Source organism: Pseudoalteromonas sp. TAP-3C (genome assembly GCF_059888565.1).
In genome coordinates, this window is the sequence record NZ_CM187618.1 from 1,854,530 (window position 1) to 1,876,671 (window position 22,142).

A 22,142-nucleotide genomic window follows, 5' to 3' on the forward strand; every position below is an offset into this window, starting at 1 on the left:
TGCTAGTTTAACGTATCAAAAGCCAAAATAATTCAGTTAATGCCAGTTTTTATTATTTGTTATTTCAACCATAAAATTAATTCAATATAAACACTCACTCTCAGCATAGATTGACTGATCACAATAGATTACAATGTATTATGTTTTTTAAGATAGCTGTTTTTATGACTTTTTGTAGTTGGGAAGCTAAACGCCTACTGTCCCTCGCCTTTCCTGTTTTTTTAGCACAAGTAACCTTAGTTCTCATGTCGGTAGTCGACACCATCATGGCTGGCCAAGTGAGTCCGACTGATCTCGCTGCACTATCAATTGCCACAGGCATATGGAACCCCATTTTATTGGCAATACAAGGTATTTTATTAGCACTAACCGGTGTTATTGCTCAATTTGCCGGCGGCAAAGATCGTCAAGGGATCAGTCATTATTTTCAACAAGCGCTCTATTTAACGCTTTTTTTAAGTATTGCCGGTTTTAGTGCCGCACAGCTTGCCAATACCGTTATTTTACAACTTGATACCAGCCCTGCGATTGCTGGACTTGCCTATGACTATATTCATTTTGTTAAATGGGCCGTATTTGGCTTTTTAATTTTTACCGTTTATAGAAATATGACCGAAGGCATGGGTATGACTAAGCCTGCATTTTATATCAGCCTACTCGGGCTTGTGGTAAACATTCCATTAAATTATATTTTCATCAACGGCCTATTTGGCTTGCCAGCATTTGGCGGAGCAGGTTGCGGAATAGCCACTGCTCTGGTATTCACCGTGATGGCCATTGCACAAGTTACTTACTGCCAACTTAGTAAAAAAGTTGATGCCAAAGGTTTATTAACCAACTTCGAAAAACCTAACTTTAAAACCATTGGTATCATTACAAAACTGGGCATTCCTATTTCACTGGCTACTTTTTTTGAAGTGACTCTGTTTGCTTGTATTCCATTGTTTATTGCACACTTAGGCGCTGTAGCTGTGTCAGGTCATCAAATTGCAGCAAGCGTTACCGCCTTGTTATTTATGATGCCTTTGAGCTTATCAATTGCTATTAGTATACGAATTGGTAACTTATTTGGCCAAAACCATTTAAAACAATTAAAAGTAGCGGTGTCTACGAGTTATATTTTAGCTGCAATTATTGCCTTATTTATTGCTTTTATCACTTTTATAGGCCGCGATATTATTAGTCAACTTTATAGCGATAGCCCTGCCGTGCTCGCACTTGCTTCATCAATAATGATTTTGGCCTGTATTTATCAACTGCCAGATGCATTACAAGTCGCTGCAAATGGCATATTACGCGGCTTAAAATACACTGCCCCTATTTCTTATATTACTTTTATTTCATACTGGTTAATCGGCTTTAGTTTAGGGTACGTATTGGCAAGAACAGACATAATAGTGCCAGCTATGGGCCCGCATGGTTTCTGGATAGGCATTATCGTTGGCTTGTCAGTGGCAGCTGTATTGCTGATGCTGACCGTTCATAGGCGATTTAAACGTGAACCATTTATTCTCTCTTAAAAAATTAACCTACATTACTATGCCACCTAATTGGTTACTAGCGATGTGTTGTCTATTACTTTTTGGCTGCTCTGAGCAGCCCAGTGACGCCAATAAAACGTATTTGTCTCGTTTGAGTAATACTTTGCAAACACCTAAGCCAAGTACAAAACCATTGCAACAGCTCACTCTAGTTGCCCCTGAAACAGCCTCACAAACTGCAATCAAGATTGGCATCACTGAGCTTGCTGGCATAAGCCAATGTAAGCTTAACGTATTAATAAGTGAGCACAACAATCAACTTGGCAAAACAGCGACAGCTGCGAGTCAATTAAAGTACCAAATAGATTTTATTCAAAGCGCACAAGATTGTTTAAATACCCTAGACAACCAAAGTAACGTATACAATAAAATTGCAGCGGCAAAAATTCAAAAACAAACTCAACTTACTCAGTACTTTAATCACACTTTATATAACGAACCTGAACTTAATCGTATTTGGCAACTCACAGGCCAAGAGCTCAGCACCGAGCAAGCAGGGTTTAGCGACACCATTGAAGCGCTTAAAAAATTAAATACCATAAAACAGCAGATAAATGTTGGCAACAGTACGCTAATTAATAGTGATGACATTTTTTCAGCACTAGAACCGCTAAATAGATACAAGTTTGATCAACTACTCATTCAAGCCACGCGTGAGCAAATTAGCTTGAACCAAACTGCAACACACTTTGTAAATAGCTTATCTTTTGAACAAATTTGCCCAAAAGGTAAAAATAAACAACAAGCTAAAATTGTCAGTAACATTTTTAATAAATTTTATTTAAAACAAATACAACCTTACCAAGCGCAGTTAAGCGGCTATTTAGAAACGCTCCAACCGCTCTATACTGAGATTTGGTTTAATCAAGCCATTAGCAGTGAGGCAATAAATGCGCTTTTAGATCCGAGTTCTAATACCAACTTACTTGCTCAACTAAAAACCTCAGCAAAAGAGCACGTTATCTGGTGGCAAAAATTTTATAAAACGTGTGAAATCAGCCCAATATGAATAAAAAAACGGCAAATAAACTTAAAAACCATAAACATGCTTGATTCACTCCTCATCACGCTATATATTAGCGACCGTTGTTAAGCAATTAACAGTTTTAAATGCCGAAACTAAACTGTAGGTTAGTTGGGCGAGATTTGATTGTATGATAACGCATAGTACGACTGTAGCTCAGTTGGTTAGAGCACTACCTTGACATGGTAGGGGTCGGTGGTTCGAATCCACTCAGTCGTACCAAAATTTAGTAATTACTGTATTTAAAGTATAAAAGTACATTGAGAGAAAAAGCACTACCTACTCTTGATCACCCGGTCCAGCAGTCGGTGGTTCGAATCCACTCAGTCGTACCAAAATTTAGTAAATAATGTATTGAAAGTACATTGAGATAAAAAGCACTACCCACTCTTGATCACCCGGTCCAGCAGTCGGTGGTTCGAATCCACTCAGTTGTACCAAAAAAACTAAGAATTTCAAATTATACAACCGTAGCTCAGTTGGTTAGAGCACTACCTTGACATGGTAGGGGTCGGTGGTTCGAATCCACTCGGTTGTACCAATCTAAAAAAATATCTCAAGAAAAAGCACTCCCTACTCTTGATCACCCGCTCCAAGGGTCGGTGGTTCGAATCCACTCGGTTGTACCAATCTAAAAAAATATCTCAAGAAAAAGCACTCCCTACTCTTGATCACCCGCTCCAAGGGTCGGTGGTTCGAATCCACTCGGTTGTACCAATCTAAAAAATATCTCAAGAAAAAGCACTCCCTACTCTTGATCACCCGCTCCAAGGGTCGGTGGTTCGAATCCACTCGGTTGTACCAATCTAAAAAAATATCTCAAGAAAAAGCACTCCCTACTTTTGATCACCCGGTCCAGCAGTCGGTGGTTCGAATCCACTCGGTTGTACCAATCTCATCAGATAACGCATTGAATAATCCAACATCGTCGGATGACGCCTCCGGCTTATCCAACCTACGTTAATTGTTGGGAGCGTAGGTCGGTTAAGTGGCGAAGCCGCGCCACCCGACATTAAGTAACATCAACACCCACATTAAGTAACATCAACACTTTACCCTTGAACACTCACTCCAAAGGTCGGTGATTCAAATCCACTCGGTTGTACCAATCTCATCAGATAAAGTATTAATTCGAAATTTTTATTTTTTTATCATTAAGACTTTATCAGCTAATAGGTTATCTTATACTTGTTATATAAAAATATTCCAAAAAAGGATTTCCCAATGAAATTTTTTGCAGCCATTTCGTTCGTATTGCTGTTTAGCTTGATTGCCCAAGTTCAAGCTAAAACCATCGTAAAAGTAGGTGGCTATGAGTTTCCGCCCTATATAGAAATTATTGACGGTCGTGCTTCAGGTCTTACCGTCGAATTAATAACTGAACTTAATAGTATACAATCTGACTATCATTTTGAATTGGTACTGACTACGCCCATTAGACGCTTTAAAGATTATCAACAAGGCTTATTCGATGCGGTATTTTTTGAAAATTTAAACTGGGGGTGGCTTCAAGGTAACTATGCAATCAGTAACTCCCCTATCATAGCAACAGACAGCGAAGTCTTTATTGCTTTAAAACAGTTTGCAAAGTCACAAGCCTGGTTTAATAATTTGGAAGATAAAACAATAGTAGGAATTTGGGGTTACCATTACCCGCTAGCTAATTTTGAAAGTAACCCTGAAATACTTGAAAGCAAATATAAAATTACCTTATTGAACAATCATAAAAAAAGCATTGAATTAGTATTAAATAAACGTAGCGATAGCGCTATTGTTACTCGCTCTTACCTAAATCAATATTTCGGTAAAAACTCAAGCAGTAAACATTTATTGATTGTATCTGAGCGGGTTGCGCAAACATATAAACATCAATTACTGCTTCGTCCAACACACCATTTAAATATAAATACACTTTACAAATGGGCAAAAAACGCACTCGCACAAAACAATTTATCAAATAAACTAAAACAACTAGGGCTTGAACAGCAAACCCTTTAAATCACAGTTTTCATATTAAACATTTGAATTCAAATAATAAAATAAAGCGCCTTGATTATTTGTACCCAAGCCACCTCAAGATGGTTTAAGTATATGGCTAATGGCAGTGGCTAGAAAATTTACTGTTTTCATCATTTGTAGCAAATTCAACTAGCGTCATCAGCAAATCACTGTGTTTATGAGTAAACCCGGTGTTAGAAAGGCGCTTTTCTAGATACGTAGTAAAGTTTTTTCGCTGCTGATGATGAGCGCTTAATTTCATTAAAAGCTCAGACTGCTTTTGGTTAATTAATCGTGTTTCATATATTGGATCTTCATCTGGCCAAGTCTCTACTGGCGAGCCTTTTTGCAGAAACACAAAATCACTTAACGAACGCTCAATTTGATTATAATCGCGCTCCCCTAGCAGTTTTTCTATTTCTTTTAATAAGCTTGCATACAAAACTCGTGGAAAAAGTTTATAAAAATCATGGTGTTTATAAGATTTACCTGAAGGAGTTTGTTGCCAATTTTCAAAACTTGCCCGCAAAGCCTGTACCAATATACGCCCTACATAATGACTTTTTTGAAATGAGACACCTTGTGATTCTAACCGCGATAACACATGGTTTAAGCGCTGCTTTAGGCTACGTACTTCTAATTTTAATGCACTTTTTTCAATCTCTAGGAGTTGTAATTCTTCTGCACTGGTTGTTATTTTTTGTTCCAGCTTGTTTATTTTGACTTGCGCACCACAAAATAAATCACGTGTGTCTTTAAGTTCAGTCAGTACACTGGCATGTTTTAATTTTATATTCGAACCACCATCGCACGTATACGTAGTGAGCTGTTTACTTTGCGTTAATGCCTTGCTCAAAGCGCTTTCTAGTGTGCCTTCTATTACATGAGCAGACTTACTGCCTTTAAGCAATGTGTTTAAAGTTAAAGAAATATGCTTTTGATACCAATTCTGAATTTGCAGGCACTGCACATCAGATAAATTAGCAAACGGATTCTCTTCACTTATTGGCTTATTAGCCATAAAAGTTCCCTCTAGTAATTGTTAAGTAGGTAAATAAACGATTAAATTACCTGCATTTACATGGTAATAGTTATTGCTTTTTAAGGCTATGTTTAATTATTGGAAGTCAAAAATTTTGAACGCAAACATTTATTAAGTTGTTTATTTCAAATAAATCACTAGACTTAACATTAAAGATAAAAATGCATTACCCCTATGAGAATATTTTTAGCCGTTGCCATACTCGTTTCATTTTTTACTTACGCAGAGCCTGTGCCAGTCACCTACACAGTTGAGAATAAAAACATAACGATACCTGGGGTGAAATATAAAAGTGGTTATGGTTACAACTTAAAAGCCGATACTGTACTGCGTTTAGTTACCCTCAATTGGCCGCCTTACATAGACGATACGTTATGCAATAAAGGCTGGCTATATCAGCTTACCGTTGGCATGTTAGTAAAAAAAGGCTACGGCGTGCATATTGAATTTTACCCTTGGGCTCGTGCAGTACGAGAAGCTGAATTAGGTAAAGCCGACATACTATTCCCTGAATACTTTATTAGCGATAAAGTCATATCTCAAAATATTTTAACAAAAACACGCAATCAATTATTGGCGTTGTCAGAACCTCTCCCCGGTGGCGATTTATCATTTGTAGCACTAAAAGGGAATAAAATTGACTATGATGGCAGTATTGCCTCTGTAAAAAACAGAGTAATAGGTGTAGTACGTTCATATAAAAACAGTAAAGATTTAGATGAATTAATTGAGCAAGGCGAAATAAAAACCATTGTTGCAAATAGTGAATATCAGCTTATTCACTTACTTTTAAACGGCCGCGTTGAGCTTATTGTTGCCGATTTAGAAGTGCTCAAAGCCAGTATTTATAAATCACTTATATCAAATCGAAATAAAAAAATGATATTAAATGCCCTTGTCGCATTAACCCCCAGTATAGAATATAAAGCCTTGTACTATGAAATCAGTAAAAGTACCCCCCAATGGCAATCTATATTAAGTGATATCAACGCAGAAATTGCAAATATGCATAATAAAAACCTCTTTGAAAGCTTTATAAACAGCAAAAAACAACAGTGTTATAACCTTGGTAATTAACGACTCGTTTTAAAATAAGTGGTAAATTTAAAGCTAATGCTCGCTAAGCATCAGCTTTTACATACAATGTCTAGAAATCAAAGGGAACTCTTACCCACCCCTCCATTAATACACGGGCGCTGCGGCTCATACTCGCTTTGCTAATTAGCCACTGGCCATTGTTTAAAACGGCCTGTGCGCCTACTTTTAATGTACCCGATGGGTGACCAAAATTTACCTCATTAATAGCCCCGCCACCAGCGGCTGCATTAACTAAGGTACCTTCAATCGCGCCAGCTATGCCAATAGCAACGGCCGCAGTGCCCATCATCGCATGATGTAACTTACCCATCGACATAGCACGCACTAATAAGTCAATATCGCTTGCATTGATTTGTTTGCCGCTGGAAGCTTTATAGCTTTTTGCAGGGGCCACAAACGCCACTTTAGGTGTGTGTTGGCGTGCTTGCGCTTCATTAATAGTATTAATTAAGCCCATTTTAACTGCGCCATAAGCACGAATAGTTTCAAGCTTTGTTAATGCCGCTTCATCAGCGTTTATATCATCTTGTAGCTCAGTACCGCTGTAACCAATATCAGCGGCGTTTACAAAAATAGTGGGAATGCCTGCGTTGATCATAGTGGCTTTTAAAATACCGACTCCGGGTACTTCTAAATCATCAACCACATTGCCTGTTGGAAATAACGCACCGTCGCCGTCTGCGGGATCTACAAACTCAAGCTTTACCTCAGCGGCAGGAAACGTTACACCATCGAGTTCAAAGTCACCGGTTTCTTGTACTTCACCATCGCTCATAGGTACATGTACTAAAATGCTTTTTTTAATATTTGCCTGCCAAACACGCACAATAGCAATGCCATTATCAGGCACTCTGCTTTTATCAACTAGCCCATTGCTTATCGCAAATGCGCCCACAGCAGAGGTTAAGTTTCCGCAGTTGCCACTGTAATCTACAAACGCTTTATCAATAGCAACTTGGCCAAATAAATAATCAACATCATGATCGGGCTGTTCACTTTTACTCAAAATCACCGTTTTACTGGTGCTTGAGGTTGCCCCGCCCATGCCATCGGTTTGTTTACCGTATGCATCTGGGCTACCAATAACGCGCAATAATAAATTATCGCGCGCTTCACCTGCCACTTGGGCAGGCTCAGGTAAATCAGTTAAATTAAAAAACACTCCTTTACTGGTGCCGCCGCGCATATAGGTGGCTGGCACTTTAGTTTGTGGTTTAAACATGAATGTATATCCTTATGATGCTTGCGTAGCTTCTAAAAAGTCTTGTGCAAAACGTTGTAACACACCGCCCGCGGCATAAATAGAAAGCTCTTCTTGGGTATCAAGCCGACATTTCATTGGTACAGTTAATACCTCGCCATTTTTACGGGTAATAACAAGCTCTAGGGTTGCGCCGGGTGTTGGTTCGCCCTTAACATCGTAGCTTTCGCTACCATCAAGGTTAAGTGTTTTACGCGTAGTGCCTGGTTTAAATTCAAGCGGTAATACACCCATACCAATTAAGTTAGTACGGTGAATACGTTCAAACCCTTCTGCGGCAATAACCTGCACACCAGCAAGCCTTACCCCTTTTGCTGCCCAATCGCGCGACGAGCCTTGGCCGTAATCAGCGCCTGCTACAATAATTAACGGTTGTTTACGCTGCATATAGGTTTCAATGGCTTCCCACATACGGGTGTTTTCACCCTCTGGCTCAATGCGTGCGTACGAGCCCTGCTTCACTTCCCCATTTTCGTCAATCACCATTTCGTTTAGCAATTTAGGGTTAGCAAACGTGGCACGCTGCGCTGTTAAATGATCGCCTCGGTGCGTTGCGTAAGAATTAAAATCTTCTTCTGGTACCTTCATTTTAATTAAATATTCACCAGCGGCACTGCTGGCCATAATTGCATTAGAAGGTGATAAGTGATCGGTTGTAATGTTATCGCCAAGTACGGCCAATGCGCGCATACCTGTCATACTGCGCTCACCTGCCAATGCGCCTTCCCAATATGGTGGGCGGCGAATATAGGTACTCTCTGGGCGCCAATCATATAATGGGTCGTTATCTTCGCCGTAATCAACGGTTAAGTTAAACATTGGCTCGTAAACTTTTCTAAACTGTTCTGGCTTAACACTTTGCTTAATAACTGCATCTATTTCTTCATCAGATGGCCATAAATCTTTAAGCGTTACATCGTTACCTTGCTGATCTTGCCCTAAAATATCTTTTTCTATATCAAACCGAATGGTACCGGCAATTGCATACGCAACCACGAGCGGTGGCGACGCTAAAAACGCTTGCTTAGCATACGGATGAATACGGCCATCAAAGTTACGGTTACCCGAGAGCACAGCCGTTGCATATAGATCACGGTCAATCACTTCTTGTTGAATTTTGGGATCCAGCGCGCCACTCATGCCGTTACAGGTAGTACAGGCAAAACCCACAATACCAAAACCGATCTGTTCCAGTTCAGACAGTAAATTTGCATCTTCAAGGTACGATTGCACCGCTTTAGAACCTGGTGCCAGTGAGGTTTTAACCCACGGCTTACGGGTTAATCCTTTGGCATTTGCATTGCGTGCTAACAAAGCAGCTGCAATCACATTTCGCGGATTACTGGTATTAGTACAGCTGGTAATAGCGGCGATGATACAGGCGCCATCTGGCATTAAGCCTTCTTCATTTTCAACCACACCAGAAATACCTTGCGCCGCTAAATCGCTAGTAGATACACGGCGATGCGGATTTGAAGGGCCTGCAATGTTGCGTCCTACGCTTGATAGATCAAATTTAAGTACGCGATCATATTGCGCGGTTTTTAAGCTATCGCTCCATAAACCCGCTGTTTTAGCATAGTTTTCTACTAGAGTAATTTGATCTTCATCACGCCCGGTTAAACGCAAGTAATCAATGGTTTTATCGTCTATGTAAAACATAGCCGCCGTTGCACCAAATTCTGGGGTCATGTTTGAAATAGTGGCTCTGTCGCCAAGCGTTAATGCATCAGCCCCTTCACCGTAAAATTCAAGGTAAGTCGATACCACCCGTTGTTCACGCAAAAACTCAGTAATAGCTAGTACTATATCGGTTGCGGTAATACCGGGCTGACGAATGCCGGTAAGTTCAACACCCACAATATCAGGGAGGCGAATGTAAGAGGCGCGCCCAAGCATCACGCTTTCGGCTTCAAGGCCGCCCACACCTACGGCAATAACGCCCAAGGCATCAACGTGTGGCGTGTGGCTGTCGGTTCCTACTAGCGTATCGGGAAAAGCAATGCCGTCACGGTTTTGAATCACTGGTGACATTTTTTCAAGGTTAATTTGATGCATAATGCCATTGCCCGGCGGGATCACATCAATATTTTTAAACGCCGTTTTAGTCCAGTTTATAAAATGAAAACGGTCATCGTTGCGTCTGTCTTCTATTGCGCGGTTTTTTTCAAAGGCATCGGGATCAAACCCTGCGTGCTCTACCGCTAACGAGTGATCAACAATTAACTGCGTTGGCACAACGGGATTTACCTTAGCAGGATCGCCGCCTTTTGCAGCAATAGCGTCACGCAGGCCAGCTAAATCAACCAGTGCGGTTTGCCCTAAAATGTCATGGCACACAACCCGTGCCGGATACCACGGAAAATCTAAATCTTGTTTTCGCTCAATTATTTGGCTCAGCGCATCAGTAAGCATTGCCGGGTCACAGCGCCGAACTAAGTTTTCAGCAAATACCCGCGAGCTATAAGGCAGTGTAGCGTAAGCGCCTGGTTTAATCGTATCAACAGCGGCTTGAGTGTCGTAGTAATCAACATTTGAGCCTGGTAGAGGCTTACGGTATTGGGTGTTATTAATAATGGTCATAATAAATTCGCTAATTTGGTGACGGGGTTAATCAAGAAAGGCTTTAGATTTGAAGGTGTATTGTTTGCATAATTTGCTAAAGCCGTAAAAGGTGAGTTGGTGACTCACCTTTGTATAGACTATATATTTATCTTGATTCAATTGGCGTGTAGCTACGCGCATCTGGCCCTGTGTAATCAGCGCTTGGGCGAATAATACGGTTATTGGCACGTTGCTCTTTTACGTGTGCGGTCCAGCCGGTTACACGGCTCATTACAAAGATAGGCGTAAATAGCTTAGTAGGAATACCCATAAAGTGGTACGCCGATGCATGGAAGAAATCGGCATTACAAAATAACTTTTTCTCACGCCACATCACTTCTTCACAACGAACAGATACAGGGTAAAGCACATTGTCGCCCACTTCGGCTGCTAGCTTTTCAGACCACTTTTTAATGATCACGTTACGTGGATCTGACTCGCGGTAAATTGCATGGCCAAAGCCCATAATTTTATCTTTACGCTCAAGCATACCCATTAGTGCATCTTCTGCTTGGTCAACACTGGTAAAGCCTTCAATTAAATCCATGGCGGCTTCGTTAGCACCCCCATGCAGTGGGCCACGTAACGTGCCAATTGCACCGGTAACACATGAGTGAATATCAGATAAGGTGGATGCACACACACGACCGGTAAAGGTTGAGGCATTAAATTCATGCTCGGCGTACAAAATAAGCGATACATTCATTACTTGGGCAAATAATTCGCTTGGCGCTTTATCGTGTAGTAGCGTTAAAAAGTGTGCACCTACTGAGTCGTCATCAGTTTGCGTTTCAATACGCACACCATCATGAGTAAACCGATACCAATAACAAATAATACTTGGGAAAATGGCCACCATGCGGTCAATCGCATCGTTTGCTTCGCTAAAGTCATTTTCCATTTCAAGGTTACCCAGCATAGAGCAACCGGTACGCATAACATCCATTGGGTGCGCGTCTTTTGGAATGTTCTCAAGCACTGTTTTTAGTGCAGCGGGTAAACCGCGCAGGCTTTTAAGTTTAGCTTTATACTCTGCCAACTCGCTTGCTGTAGGTAACTCACCGCGCGAAAGTAAAAACGACACTTCTTCAAACTGGGCTTTTTCTGCCAGCTCGCTAATGTCGTAACCACAATACGTTAAACCAGAACCGGTTTGTCCTACCGTACATAATGCAGTTTGCCCTGCTACTTGTCCGCGAAGTCCTGCGCCGCCTAATGCTTTATCTACCATGATTTATCTCCTGTTGAATTTTTTATTATTTGTCAGATTTTGCTGAGAAAAGGTTATCGAGTGTATTTTCGTATGAGTGATAATCTAAAAAGTCGTAAAGCTCAGCACGTGTTTGCATGTTTTCGATTTGGCTTTGTTGTGAGCCTTCATTTAAAATAGCTGAATACACATTTAACGCCGCTTTATTCATCGCTCTAAATGCACTTAATGGGTAAAGCACCATTTCAACACCTACATCGCTTAACTGCTCTTTAGTGTAAATAGGCGTTTGGCCAAATTCGGTAATGTTGGCTAAAACCGGGACATTTATCGCTTTGGTAAATGCTTGGTAATCAGCAAGGTCGTGAACGGCTTCTGCAAAAATGGCATCTGCACCCGCTTCAACACAGGCAGCAGCACGGTCTATTGCTGCATTTAAGCCTTCTTTTTGAAACGCATCAGTACGCGCCATAATATAAAAATCGCTATCGGTTTTTGCATCTACCGCCGCTTTAATACGGTCAACCATTTCCGCTTGAGTAACAATTTCTTTATTAGGACGATGGCCGCAGCGCTTTTGTGCCACTTGGTCTTCAATATGAAAACCCGCCGCACCGGCTTTAGTCATTTCTTTAACAGTACGGGCAATATTAAACGCCCCACCCCAGCCTGTATCGGCATCTACTAATAGCGGTAAATCACTGGCGCCAGTAATACGGCGAATGTCTTCAAGTACGTTATCGAGGCTGGTCATGCCTAAATCAGGCATACCAAATGAGGCATTAGCCACACCCGCACCCGATAAATAAATAGCCTGATGACCCATTTTTTCAGCCATCATCGCGGTATACGCATTAATGGTTCCCACCACTTGCAGTGGGCGGTTATTAGCAATTGCCTGTTTAAATTTTAGTCCTGCTGACATTACCTTCTCCTAACTTGAACGGGGCTGCTCTTTGGCAACTTAGTATTTTTAATTGTTTAATATGACGTTTTTACTGATCGGCGCATTAATTTTGCCCGGCATGCAAATTAAATTTTGTTTGTATGTTGGCTTGCGATGCGCTTATATGGCGCTTCATAAGCATTTCGGCCAGCTCACCATCATGATTTTCTATGGCGTTAATAATCGCTAAATGCTCGTCAAACGCTTTAGATACGCGCGGCCCAACCATGCCCATTTGCACACGGTACATTCTTATTAACTGGTATAGATCATCGCATAGCAAATGAATTAAATGGGCGTTTTTACTGCCTTTAATAATCCGATAGTGAAAGTCTAAATCGCCCGCCTCTTGATAGTACGACTCACCTTCTTTTACACGTTGGGTGTGTAAATGCTGATTCAGTAACTGTTTCAAGCCTTGTACTTCATTTGGTTCCATATTGTCGGCAGCAAGCCGACATGCAAGTCCTTCAAGCGCACTGCGAACTTGGTATACTTCAATTAAACGCTCTGCGGTTAACGCTACAACGCGACAACCAATGTTGGCTTTACGCTCTACCAAGTAGCAACTTTCTAAACGGTTAAGTGCTTCTCTGAGGGTTGCACGGCTTACACCATAACGCTTTGCAAGTTCAGGCTCAGATATTTTACTGCCTTGTGCAATGCTGCCCTCTACAATTTCGCGGCGCATATCTACAAACACTTTATCTGAAGCGGTGGTCACTGCGGTGTTGTTTGAAAAGTGTTGGGTCATAAAATAATTTTATATTGTCGACAATTTATGGTTCAACTATGTGCTTATTAACCAGCACTGTCAACCCTAAAACGCCTTTAAACGCATAAAAAAGCAACAATATGTCGACATTATTAAACTTTAGTAGCATAAATTTGCTAAAAATGGCTTTATCAATAGCAAACTGTCGACACTTGGTGATTATTCTAATTTACTCTTTAAACTGAAAAATCGCGTTAAAAATGCTATTATGCTGCTTTAATTTTATTGTATGAGTCAAACCGTGGACGCTAACACTTATATTCCCAAGCAATTTATTGACGACGTAAAAACCTACCTGCCTGAGCACCTAAGCTTAAGTGACTTTATACATGCATGTCGTCGCCCACTGCGTAAATCAGTTCGCGTTAATACATTAAAAACTGAGAGATCCCCACGAATTTAGCCTAAATTATCAATTTGTATAGTCAGAAGTGACAACTGGCTATACACATAAATAATGAACTGCCCATCAGGCTCATACCTAGGATCATCAACCACTTCTTTGCCAAGATAAATATAGGACAATACTCGTCGTTTTTTCTCTGTATTCGCTTGTAATGCCGCATCCCCTTGTTGTGCCGACACGGTGTACCCTATGCACCATAAGACAAACAACATTAACGCCGCTATGAGCAATAAATTATCAAACCTTTCTGCGCTTCTTGAATTTGCAAAGGCTAAACTAATGCCAAGTTTTGCATTCTTAGTGTCTCTGAAACTTTCTTCTATTTGCATACGTTGTTTATATAAAGTCACAATCCGTTGAGGCTTATCTGTAAATTGTGTAGGTAAATTAAACACAAGTAGCCAAGGCTCTTTGGCCTTTTGTTGTTGGTATTTAACCGTTGTACATTGAGATTGCCCACCCCGTTTTTTGATTTTTTTACGTCCCTTGTTTTTCCCTCTAAACAAAACACCTTGGCACGCGAAACGAACTGTTTTTCCGTAGTAAATCTGTGTCAGAAGGTGTGGTTTATCTGTTGCTTGCTCAAACCATGATTTACAATTTCGCCATGTCTCAAGGTCGCTAGATAAGGTCACATTGCCTCTGACGCGCCCAAGCCAATACCAGCCTTTATCTTCTATGGCTTTAAACCATGGCGTTCTAAAAATAGCATCAGATAAAATAATAGGCTGACAATCTGCAGGTAAACACTGTGCCAAGCTATCGAGTAAGTGTTGATGAGCCGCTTCGGTATTTAATTCGCTTTCAGGATACACTTTTTCATAGAGCGTTAACGCTCTTCCCCCCATTGGTATGCTTGCCCTGAGCACTTGAAATATTTCGCCGCCATTAATAGGTGACCAGTCAACGATAATAAGTGGGTGTTGTTGCTGGCCTACTAAGCATTCGGTCATATGTTCATAGAAACAAAGACGTTCTTGATGCAGGTTAGCATTACCAATCAAACGGTCTGCGCGTTTAATATCATGTTTTTTATCGGTATTAGAAAATGATTTTAATCCGCGGCCTAGGTAAGTGACAGTAACGCGCTGGTCACGCAAGCCTGAGTTAACAAACGTAAAGACTGTATTTAAACGTGTTTTATGAATTTCAGGGTAGGCAATGGCAATATCTTTGTGTAATATTTCGGTGGCTTTCATGATTATGAGTGAGTTTTTTTATAGTGAAAAAATTTGATCACAAATAATCATGAGAGTCTACCATTAATTTTTATTTTGTGGGGATTCGTCAGCATTAAAAATGAGTGTTAAAGAATTTAAACACCAAGCGGCTCAAAAAAACTGGCAACTAACCGCTATTCCTTGGTGTGATGAAGGTTTTTGGTTAGTGCGCCCAAGTGATGAGGAGCAAAACCTAGCGCTTGGCAATACCGACTTACACCTAAGCGGTGCTATGTACGTGCAAGAGGCAAGCTCAATGCTGCCACCAATGGCACTTAAACAAAGCTTGCAAACCAGCCAAACGGTGCTTGATATGGCCTCGGCACCGGGTTCAAAAACCTCACAACTTGCCGCACTTATGAACAACCAAGGTGTACTAGTGGCCAATGAGCTGTCGTCGTCACGCCTAAAAGTACTCAGCGCCACCTTAAAACGTATGGGCGTGGGCAATTGTGCGCTCTCGCATTTTGATGGCGTGGTTTTTGGTAATTACATGTTTGAGTGCTTCGATAGTATTTTGCTTGATGCCCCTTGCTCAGGTGAAGGCACGGTACGTAAAGACCCTGATGCCCTTAAAAATTGGTCTATAGAATCAAACATTAATATTGCTAAAGTACAAATAAATCTTATTAAAAGTGCATTTTATGCACTTAAACCTGGTGGAACGTTGGTGTATTCAACCTGTACCTTAACCCCGCTCGAAAATCAGCAAGTGTGTAACGCTTTACTTGAAGAGTTTGGTCAGTACATTTCACCAGAGTCTTTAAGTGATCTTTTTCCTGGTGCCGATAAAGCCACCACAGCAGAAGGCTACTTACACGTGTGGCCACAAACTTTCGACAGCGAAGGCTTTTTTATCGCTAAATTTAAAAAACACAGTAGCTGTGAAAACCAAACGCAAAAAATTAAAAAAGGCGCATTTCCGTTTAACCACTTTGATAAAAAGCAAAGTGATGAATTTATAAGCATGCTTAAAAAGCAATTTAGTTTAACGCACTTGCCTGGCAAATTAATGCACCGCGACAAAGAACTGTGGTTATTTCCTGATGAATTTGAGGCAATACAAAGCAAAATAAAATATGCGCGCTTGGGTATTCAAATTGGGGTTATTCATAAAAATGGCGTGCGCCTTGCTCACGAATTTGCCACCGTATTTGGTAAGCAATGTAAAAGCAATGTGTTAGCACTGAGCAATCAACAAGCTAACGATTATTTTACCGGTAAAGATATACGCCTTGCAGAGCCAACCAAAGCCAGTGGTGAAGTAATACTCACTTTATGCGGTTGCCCAATTGGTTTAGGTAAATGGCAAAAAAATAAAGTTAAAAACTCACTACCACGCGATTTAGTACAAAATACGCAGTTAATAAACTGGGAGTAAGCAAAGAATAAAAGCGTATAAAATGTGAGTAACAAATGTAAATCACTGTAATTACTGCAGTATAAAAAATAAACAAAATTGTGTGTTTTTTAAGCTTTTGGCTATACTTATATAACTTTCTTCTTCTCCCTAGGATTTGAAAGTACTTTAGTTAGCGCAGGGCTCACACATGGGCCCCTCTATAACCCAGAGTTCTTATAGCTCTGGGTCTTTTTTTATCTAGGCAAAAGTTAACGGGCTTCGGGAGTCGGGTTACGAGCCTAATTCAAAAACATGCGCGAGGTAAACTACCGCCTACGGATTTACTAATGACGCGACATAAAGTCGCTGCTACGCCAGGGTTAAATAAACTTGTAGCAGATGTATGGACTCCTCCCCATTAACGGGAGAGTACGGTATAAAGAAGTTGCAAAAAATCTTTTACCCAATAAGGAGTCCATACATGACACAGTCTAATTTAATTGCTATTGATTTAGCAAAAAACATTTTCCAAGTAGCGCAGTTTCAAGGCAATAAACTCAAATCTAATAAAGCAGTTAACCGCCAAGCATTACTTGAGTTATTAGTTAAAGCAAAACCATCAGTTGTTGCAATGGAGGCATGCGCAAGCGCACAGTATTTTGCACGCACAGCGCAATCCTTTGGTCATGAAGTCATGTTGCTTGACCCTTTATTTGTTAAAGCATTTAGACAAGGCCAAAAAACAGATGCAAACGATGCAATCGCAATCGCCGTTGCTAGTCGAGCCCCCAATGTTCGCTCATGTAAAATTCTTACCATTGAAGAGCAGGCTTTACAGTCACTTAGCAAGGTTCGAGCGCTAGCAGATAAACAAAAAATTCAATTATCAAACCAAATACGTGGTTTACTTCTTGAGTTTGGTATTGTGATTAACCAAAGCGAAGCCGCATTTAAAGCAGCCATACCGGATATTTTGGAAGATGATGAAAATGCACTGCCGCTAGAACTAAAACATGCGCTCGCGCTGAGTTACGCTCTTTATAAACAGCAATGCGACAATAAAGTAGAGTTGCAAAAACAAATAGAGCGTATTGCGAAACACAATGATGGCTGTCAACGCTTAATGGCACTCGAAGGGGTAGGCCCAATCACAGCTATCGAGCTCCTGTCTTTTTTAGGCAATACATCACAGTTTTGTGACGCAAGAGGTGCTGCAGCGTGTGCAGGAGTGACACCATTACAGCATTCGACAGGTGGTAAAGCAAAGATAGGCCGCATACCCAAAAGACGAGGGGGTGCATTAAGGCGAAATCTATTTTTAGGCGCTCGCTCGATAGTGAGTAAATTAAAAAGCAGAGAGGCCACGACTGAAAAAGAACGATGGATAAAAAGCCTTTTGATAAGAAAAGGTGTCAAGTGCACCGCTATTGCACTAGCAAACAAAACAATGCGAACAGCCTATGCCTTACTTAAAAATGGAACGAGCTATGAACCAACATTACTGACAGCATAAAATAAAACAATAAAAAAATAAGTAAGTAGAAGAATTGAACAAGCCAAGATAGAGCATTTAGTGGTGAGACCCACCCTTGAGAGCCTGAAAACCCGCTAGTGTACAAAGATACCGTGTAGCAGATAAGGCACAAGGGCGCGAAAACATCAAAGTGGCCGAGGTAGCGCCTCATTAGAGCCCGTATATAAGCACGCAATCACATCATCTTAATGCAAAAAAGGCTTGTGCAATTGGAGGAGTCCATATAAGCGGGTTTACCCCGCGTTTTTATTTGATTCTAATATTTTGAAGCTACGCTTCATGCGCGAGGTAAAGTCGCTGCTACGCCAGGGTTAAATAAATTTGTAGCAGCGGGTTTACCCCGCGTTTTTATTTGATTTTAATATTTTGAAGCTGCGCTTCATGCGCGAGGTAAACTCCCGCCTAAGAATTAGGTTAACGCCGAGGTTTTTTCAGTGGAACCCGTCGCTCGAAGCTCGTTGCCCGTTGCCCGCCACCCGAAGCTCGTATTTTACCCACAATATTTTTTAAACATATATGTGTCTCTAATCGCTTCATAATGAGCACCAAATTGCAGCGATAAACACACTATTGGCAAACGATTCATCTGCTCAGCCATACTAAATACTTTAAAAAAATTATAACCGTACTTAGAGGCTAGCTTAAGCTCATTCACATAAAGCGCTTTATAGCTTGGTGGTAAATCACTCCAATGCATTAACGCAATTTGAATAATGCCTAAATGTACATCTAACTTATAAGGCCCTACTTTTTTAGCCCGTTGAATATAGCCATATACACGTTCCGTTGGGCCTTCTTGAAAGCTCACCACCTGCGCTAATGCAACCCACGTTTGAGCCCACGTTTGCCTAAGCGCAAGCGACTTTAACAGCGCCTGCTCCGTTTGTTGATACGTTTGCTGTACATACTCTGTTTGCTTAGCAGATGTCGTATCAGTACCCGCTAACCCTAACATTTTTATGTGGGCTAAAAAATGCCAATAATGAGGATGATCAGGATCCATATTGGTTGCTAAAGTTATCGCATTTTCTGCCGCTTGAAGTTTTGAACCAGATAAACCGCCATCCGACTCATTGACAATATTAAGTGCATTAAAGTACCACGCATTGGCACGCATGCTTTGCATACTGGTATAAGCAATTACTAGCGCTATTATGGCTAAAAAAACAGCAAGAGCTACTTTACCCCTATTTAATTTAGTCATTAAATAAGCACTCGGTTAATTTAAGTGGGTTAGTTACAAAAAGCGCCCTAGCCTGCTCTTCACCTATTAATTGCGCTACAGTATTTTTTGCTTGGCTTAAAATAGGCGGGCGGCGTTTAACCGAATGAGCGTCAGAAGCAACATAGCTCACTAACCCATCTTTAAGCATGTGTAACGCTATGCTATGCGCGCTTTCGCCCCACTCGCCTTCAATACTTGACGCTGTTAGTTGAAAATCGCAGCCTAACTGCTTTAAGTGCTCAACGTAATAAAAGTTTGACTGAATATCTCGGTTGCGCTCTGGGTGCGCAATAATAACCCGAATGTTTTGTTTATCAAGCCACTGTATAAACTTATCGTAGCCTTGTGGCATGTGCGAATGCGGTAATTCTAATAGCAACACATTTTTATTGGCTATTTTACCAATAAAAGGCAGTTTATTTGCCATAACCAAAGCCATAAGCTCTACATCTAGCCGTACCTCGGCAGCTGCGGCTAATTTAATCTTAATGCCATGCGCTAGCGCTTGCTGCTTTAAATTATTTAAATCGGCGTAAATTTGCTCAATTTTATTATTAAACCGACCTAAATGAATATGCGGTGTTGCCACCATATGGGTAATGCCATCGTTTTGCGCTAATGTTAAAAGCGCTAAAGAGTCAGTTAACTCTTTAGCGCCATCATCAATACCCGGCAAAATATGCGTATGAATATCAATCATAAATTAACTTAATTATGCTTGCGGCTTTTCAGGCTGTTGCGAGTAGTCGTAATAATCATAGTAACCATGGCTATGCTCATCTTTAGATTTACTCATATCTACCTGATTAAGTACCACACCAGCCACATGCGCTTTTACTTCAAATAAACGCTCAAGGCCGGCTGTAATTGGTTTTATACGCGTTATGTCAGACTTAACAACATACACAACCGAATCAACACTTTGCGCTATAACCAATGCATCGCTCACGGCCTGGGTTGGCGGCGTATCCACAATAATGTGGTCGTACTGCGCTTTTAACTCGCCAAGTAACTCTGCAAAGCGCGGGTTTGATAAAAGTTCAAGCGGGTTAGCCGGTATTTGCCCACTAGGCATAATAGTTACACCCGATTGCGTATCAATATGCACACAGTCAACAAGCTGATCTGTACCCATCATTAAATTACTTAAACCAGGGTGAAATACCGGTATATCAAAACGTTTAGCTAGTGTTGGTTTACGTAAGTCAGCATCAATAAGTAGTACTTTGCCCATTTGCGCCAGCGACATGGCTAAATTAGCCGAGGTAGTGGTTTTACCCTCACCAGGAGATGTTGAAGTAACCGCAATAACCTGATGCGCACGGTCGAGGTGAGTTAACAACAAACCAGTACGTAAGGTGCGTACCGACTCAGCAAAGCGGCGATAGGTATCTTCTAAATAGGCATGAATCGGAAAAAGGCCCTTTTTAGGTATTGCCACATGCGGTAACAAACCAAGCATACGCTGCGCGAGTTTATTTTCTACATCGTTTTTGTTTTTAACGGTGTCGTTTAACGCGTCAAACACAAAGGTCATTACCACTGCAAAGCCAAAACTCGCCACAAAGGCTAACACTACAATGAGTTTTTTATTTGGCTTACTTGGGTCTTTTGGTGCGTAAGCACGGTCGGTAAAACGGGCTGCTGCCGAGCTAAAATCACTGGTTACTTCGGTTTCTTTAGAGCGCGATAAAAAGGTATTAAAAATATTTCGGTTGGTTTCTACTTCACGCTTTAACTGGTTATATTGGGTTTCTTTGCGGGTAATATCTTGATATTTAGCGCGAATTTGAGCTAAATCGCGTTCAAGCGCATTTACAGTGCGGGTAGTTCTGTTTAGCTCTTTTTCAATACCCGTAATTAAGCCTTTAATTTGCTTATTTAAATTAGTTTTAACTGTGGCAAGCTCCGACTTAGCCGAAATCATTTTAGGGTGCTTAACACCGTAAACTTCGCCAAGCTCACTCACTTTACGCTCAACGAGTACCACTTCACGTTTAACATCTTGTATTACACGGTGCGAAGTAATTTCTGGCATGCTGCCAAGTAACGCTATGTTATCGTTACCATATTCATTAATAACACGGTTAATGCTTTCTAAGTTATTTTGCGTTGCCCTTGCATCAACTAACTGTTTAGACATTTGCTCAAGCTCTTGAGTAACTAGCCCTGCTATGCCTTCTATATCAACCAGTTTTTGCGCTTCTCGGTAAGACTGTAAACGCACTTCAGAGCTATCAAGTTGTATACGTAGCTCCGACAAACGGCTATTTAACCAGCTAGACGCCTGCTGGGTAATGCCCATTTTTGCGCGCATTTGGCTTTCTATGTAAACCTCACCCACTGTATTAGCAACTAAAGCCGCTAATTTAGGGTCGCTCGACTCAAAGCTCACATTAACCAATTGCGTTTTACGAATAGGCGATACACTTAAACGCGATTTAAACGCAGCAAGTAAACCCAACATTTCACGCTCTGCTTGCTCTTGCTCGCTAAGCCCTCTTTTTTATTTAAAAAAGGCAGTAATTGCTTAACCATGCCTTTTAACTCGCCAGTAAGCGATGGTTTGCCAATAAAATCGGTATGATCTTTTAAGTTAAGTTTAGTAATAACCTCACGGGCAATACTGTTGGATTTAATCACTTCAAACTGGGTTAAGTAATACTCTTTTTTAGTAGAATCTAAGCCATATATTTCATCAAAGCTGACTGCTTTGGTTTGCTGTGACTCAATTAATAAAGTAGCTGTGGCTACATACTTAGGCACTAACGTTAACGCAACCATTATAGTGAGTAAGGTGACTACAATAGCAAAGCCTAATATTTTCCATTTGCTTTGCTTAATAACATTAAGATAAGCACCTAAATCAATAACTTCCTCGTTGTTGCTAGGTTTTTCAGAGAGTGTGTTCATTTT

The 22,142-nt window shown here is 40.8% G+C and carries 15 protein-coding genes, 2 tRNA genes and 2 pseudogenes; 9 read left to right on the plus strand and 10 right to left on the minus strand.

Features of this window, described 5'->3' with window-relative positions; translation table 11 throughout:
* The first annotated feature begins 164 nt into the window (after window positions 1–164).
* The 5 genes from AC6H44_RS08710 (at window position 165) to AC6H44_RS08730 (ending at window position 4,563) form a co-directional block, all read left to right on the plus strand.
* Window positions 165–1,520: an MATE family efflux transporter gene (locus AC6H44_RS08710; RefSeq protein WP_500735096.1), complete on the plus strand. Its 1,356-nt coding sequence runs from the start codon at window positions 165–167 to the stop codon at window positions 1,518–1,520.
* Complete coding sequence (locus AC6H44_RS08715; RefSeq protein ID WP_500735097.1) at window positions 1,498–2,550, plus strand: DUF3080 family protein; 1,053 nt, start codon at window positions 1,498–1,500, stop codon at window positions 2,548–2,550. Before AC6H44_RS08710 ends, AC6H44_RS08715 begins: the two co-directional genes overlap by 23 nt.
* A 160-nt stretch (window positions 2,551–2,710) precedes the next feature.
* Window positions 2,711–2,787, plus strand: a tRNA-Val gene (locus AC6H44_RS08720).
* A 242-nt stretch (window positions 2,788–3,029) separates the two neighbouring features.
* Window positions 3,030–3,106: transfer RNA gene (locus tag AC6H44_RS08725), tRNA-Val, on the plus strand.
* A gap of 683 nt (window positions 3,107–3,789) precedes the next feature.
* Window positions 3,790–4,563, plus strand: coding sequence for a transporter substrate-binding domain-containing protein (locus AC6H44_RS08730; protein WP_500735098.1), 774 nt, complete (start codon window positions 3,790–3,792; stop codon window positions 4,561–4,563).
* A gap of 97 nt (window positions 4,564–4,660) precedes the next feature.
* Here AC6H44_RS08730 and AC6H44_RS08735 read toward each other — a convergent pair whose 3' ends face one another.
* Window positions 4,661–5,584, minus strand: a complete 924-nt coding sequence (locus tag AC6H44_RS08735; RefSeq protein WP_500735099.1) for a hypothetical protein — start codon at window positions 5,582–5,584, stop codon at window positions 4,661–4,663.
* A gap of 195 nt (window positions 5,585–5,779) precedes the next feature.
* Here AC6H44_RS08735 and AC6H44_RS08740 point away from each other — a divergent pair, with 195 nt between their 5' ends.
* A complete protein-coding gene (locus tag AC6H44_RS08740; protein WP_500735100.1) occupies window positions 5,780–6,682 on the plus strand; it encodes a substrate-binding periplasmic protein in 903 nt (300 codons plus the stop codon).
* 70 nt (window positions 6,683–6,752) lie between these two features.
* Here AC6H44_RS08740 and prpF read toward each other — a convergent pair whose 3' ends face one another.
* From prpF to AC6H44_RS08765, 5 genes are all read right to left on the minus strand, one after another.
* Entirely contained in the window at window positions 6,753–7,925 is a 1,173-nt protein-coding gene (gene prpF, locus AC6H44_RS08745; RefSeq protein WP_500735101.1) for a 2-methylaconitate cis-trans isomerase PrpF, read from the minus strand.
* Between the two features lie 12 nt (window positions 7,926–7,937).
* Window positions 7,938–10,547: a Fe/S-dependent 2-methylisocitrate dehydratase AcnD gene (acnD, locus tag AC6H44_RS08750; protein ID WP_500735102.1), complete on the minus strand. Its 2,610-nt coding sequence runs from the start codon at window positions 10,545–10,547 to the stop codon at window positions 7,938–7,940.
* Window positions 10,548–10,674: 127 nt separating this feature from the next.
* Window positions 10,675–11,799 carry a bifunctional 2-methylcitrate synthase/citrate synthase gene (gene prpC / locus AC6H44_RS08755; RefSeq protein WP_500735103.1) on the minus strand — a complete coding sequence of 375 codons (1,125 nt, stop codon included), beginning with the start codon at window positions 11,797–11,799 and terminating at the stop codon, window positions 10,675–10,677.
* Between the two features lie 25 nt (window positions 11,800–11,824).
* The gene (gene prpB, locus AC6H44_RS08760) at window positions 11,825–12,703 is read right to left on the minus strand and encodes a methylisocitrate lyase (protein WP_500735104.1); all 879 of its coding nucleotides are present in this window, start codon (window positions 12,701–12,703) and stop codon (window positions 11,825–11,827) included.
* Window positions 12,704–12,788: 85 nt separating this feature from the next.
* A complete protein-coding gene (locus AC6H44_RS08765; RefSeq protein WP_500735105.1) occupies window positions 12,789–13,478 on the minus strand; it encodes a GntR family transcriptional regulator in 690 nt (229 codons plus the stop codon).
* Between the two features lie 250 nt (window positions 13,479–13,728).
* Between AC6H44_RS08765 and AC6H44_RS08770 the strand changes: the two genes are divergently transcribed.
* Window positions 13,729–13,902, plus strand: coding sequence for a hypothetical protein (locus tag AC6H44_RS08770; protein WP_500738451.1), 174 nt, complete (start codon window positions 13,729–13,731; stop codon window positions 13,900–13,902).
* Here AC6H44_RS08770 and AC6H44_RS08775 read toward each other — a convergent pair.
* Window positions 13,899–15,104, minus strand: coding sequence for an IS4 family transposase (locus tag AC6H44_RS08775; RefSeq protein ID WP_500735106.1), 1,206 nt, complete (start codon window positions 15,102–15,104; stop codon window positions 13,899–13,901). The two genes, AC6H44_RS08770 and AC6H44_RS08775, sit on opposite strands and share 4 nt — an antisense overlap.
* Before the next feature lie 88 nt (window positions 15,105–15,192).
* On the opposite strand from AC6H44_RS08775, the pseudogene rsmF reads away from it, so the two are divergent.
* Window positions 15,193–16,506: pseudogene (gene rsmF, locus AC6H44_RS08780) on the plus strand (16S rRNA (cytosine(1407)-C(5))-methyltransferase RsmF); the annotation flags it as partial.
* A 442-nt stretch (window positions 16,507–16,948) separates the two neighbouring features.
* Complete coding sequence (locus AC6H44_RS08785; RefSeq protein ID WP_500735107.1) at window positions 16,949–17,980, plus strand: IS110 family RNA-guided transposase; 1,032 nt, start codon at window positions 16,949–16,951, stop codon at window positions 17,978–17,980.
* A 511-nt stretch (window positions 17,981–18,491) separates the two neighbouring features.
* On the opposite strand, the gene AC6H44_RS08790 is transcribed toward AC6H44_RS08785, so the two are convergent.
* The 3 genes and pseudogenes from AC6H44_RS08790 to AC6H44_RS08800 form a co-directional block, all read right to left on the minus strand.
* Window positions 18,492–19,205: a VpsP family polysaccharide biosynthesis protein gene (locus AC6H44_RS08790; protein WP_500735108.1), complete on the minus strand. Its 714-nt coding sequence runs from the start codon at window positions 19,203–19,205 to the stop codon at window positions 18,492–18,494.
* Entirely contained in the window at window positions 19,198–19,926 is a 729-nt protein-coding gene (locus tag AC6H44_RS08795) for a tyrosine-protein phosphatase (RefSeq protein WP_500735109.1), read from the minus strand. Before AC6H44_RS08795 ends, AC6H44_RS08790 begins: the two co-directional genes overlap by 8 nt.
* A 12-nt stretch (window positions 19,927–19,938) precedes the next feature.
* A pseudogene (locus AC6H44_RS08800) lies at window positions 19,939–22,139 on the minus strand (GumC family protein).
* Window positions 22,140–22,142 lie beyond the last annotated feature (3 nt).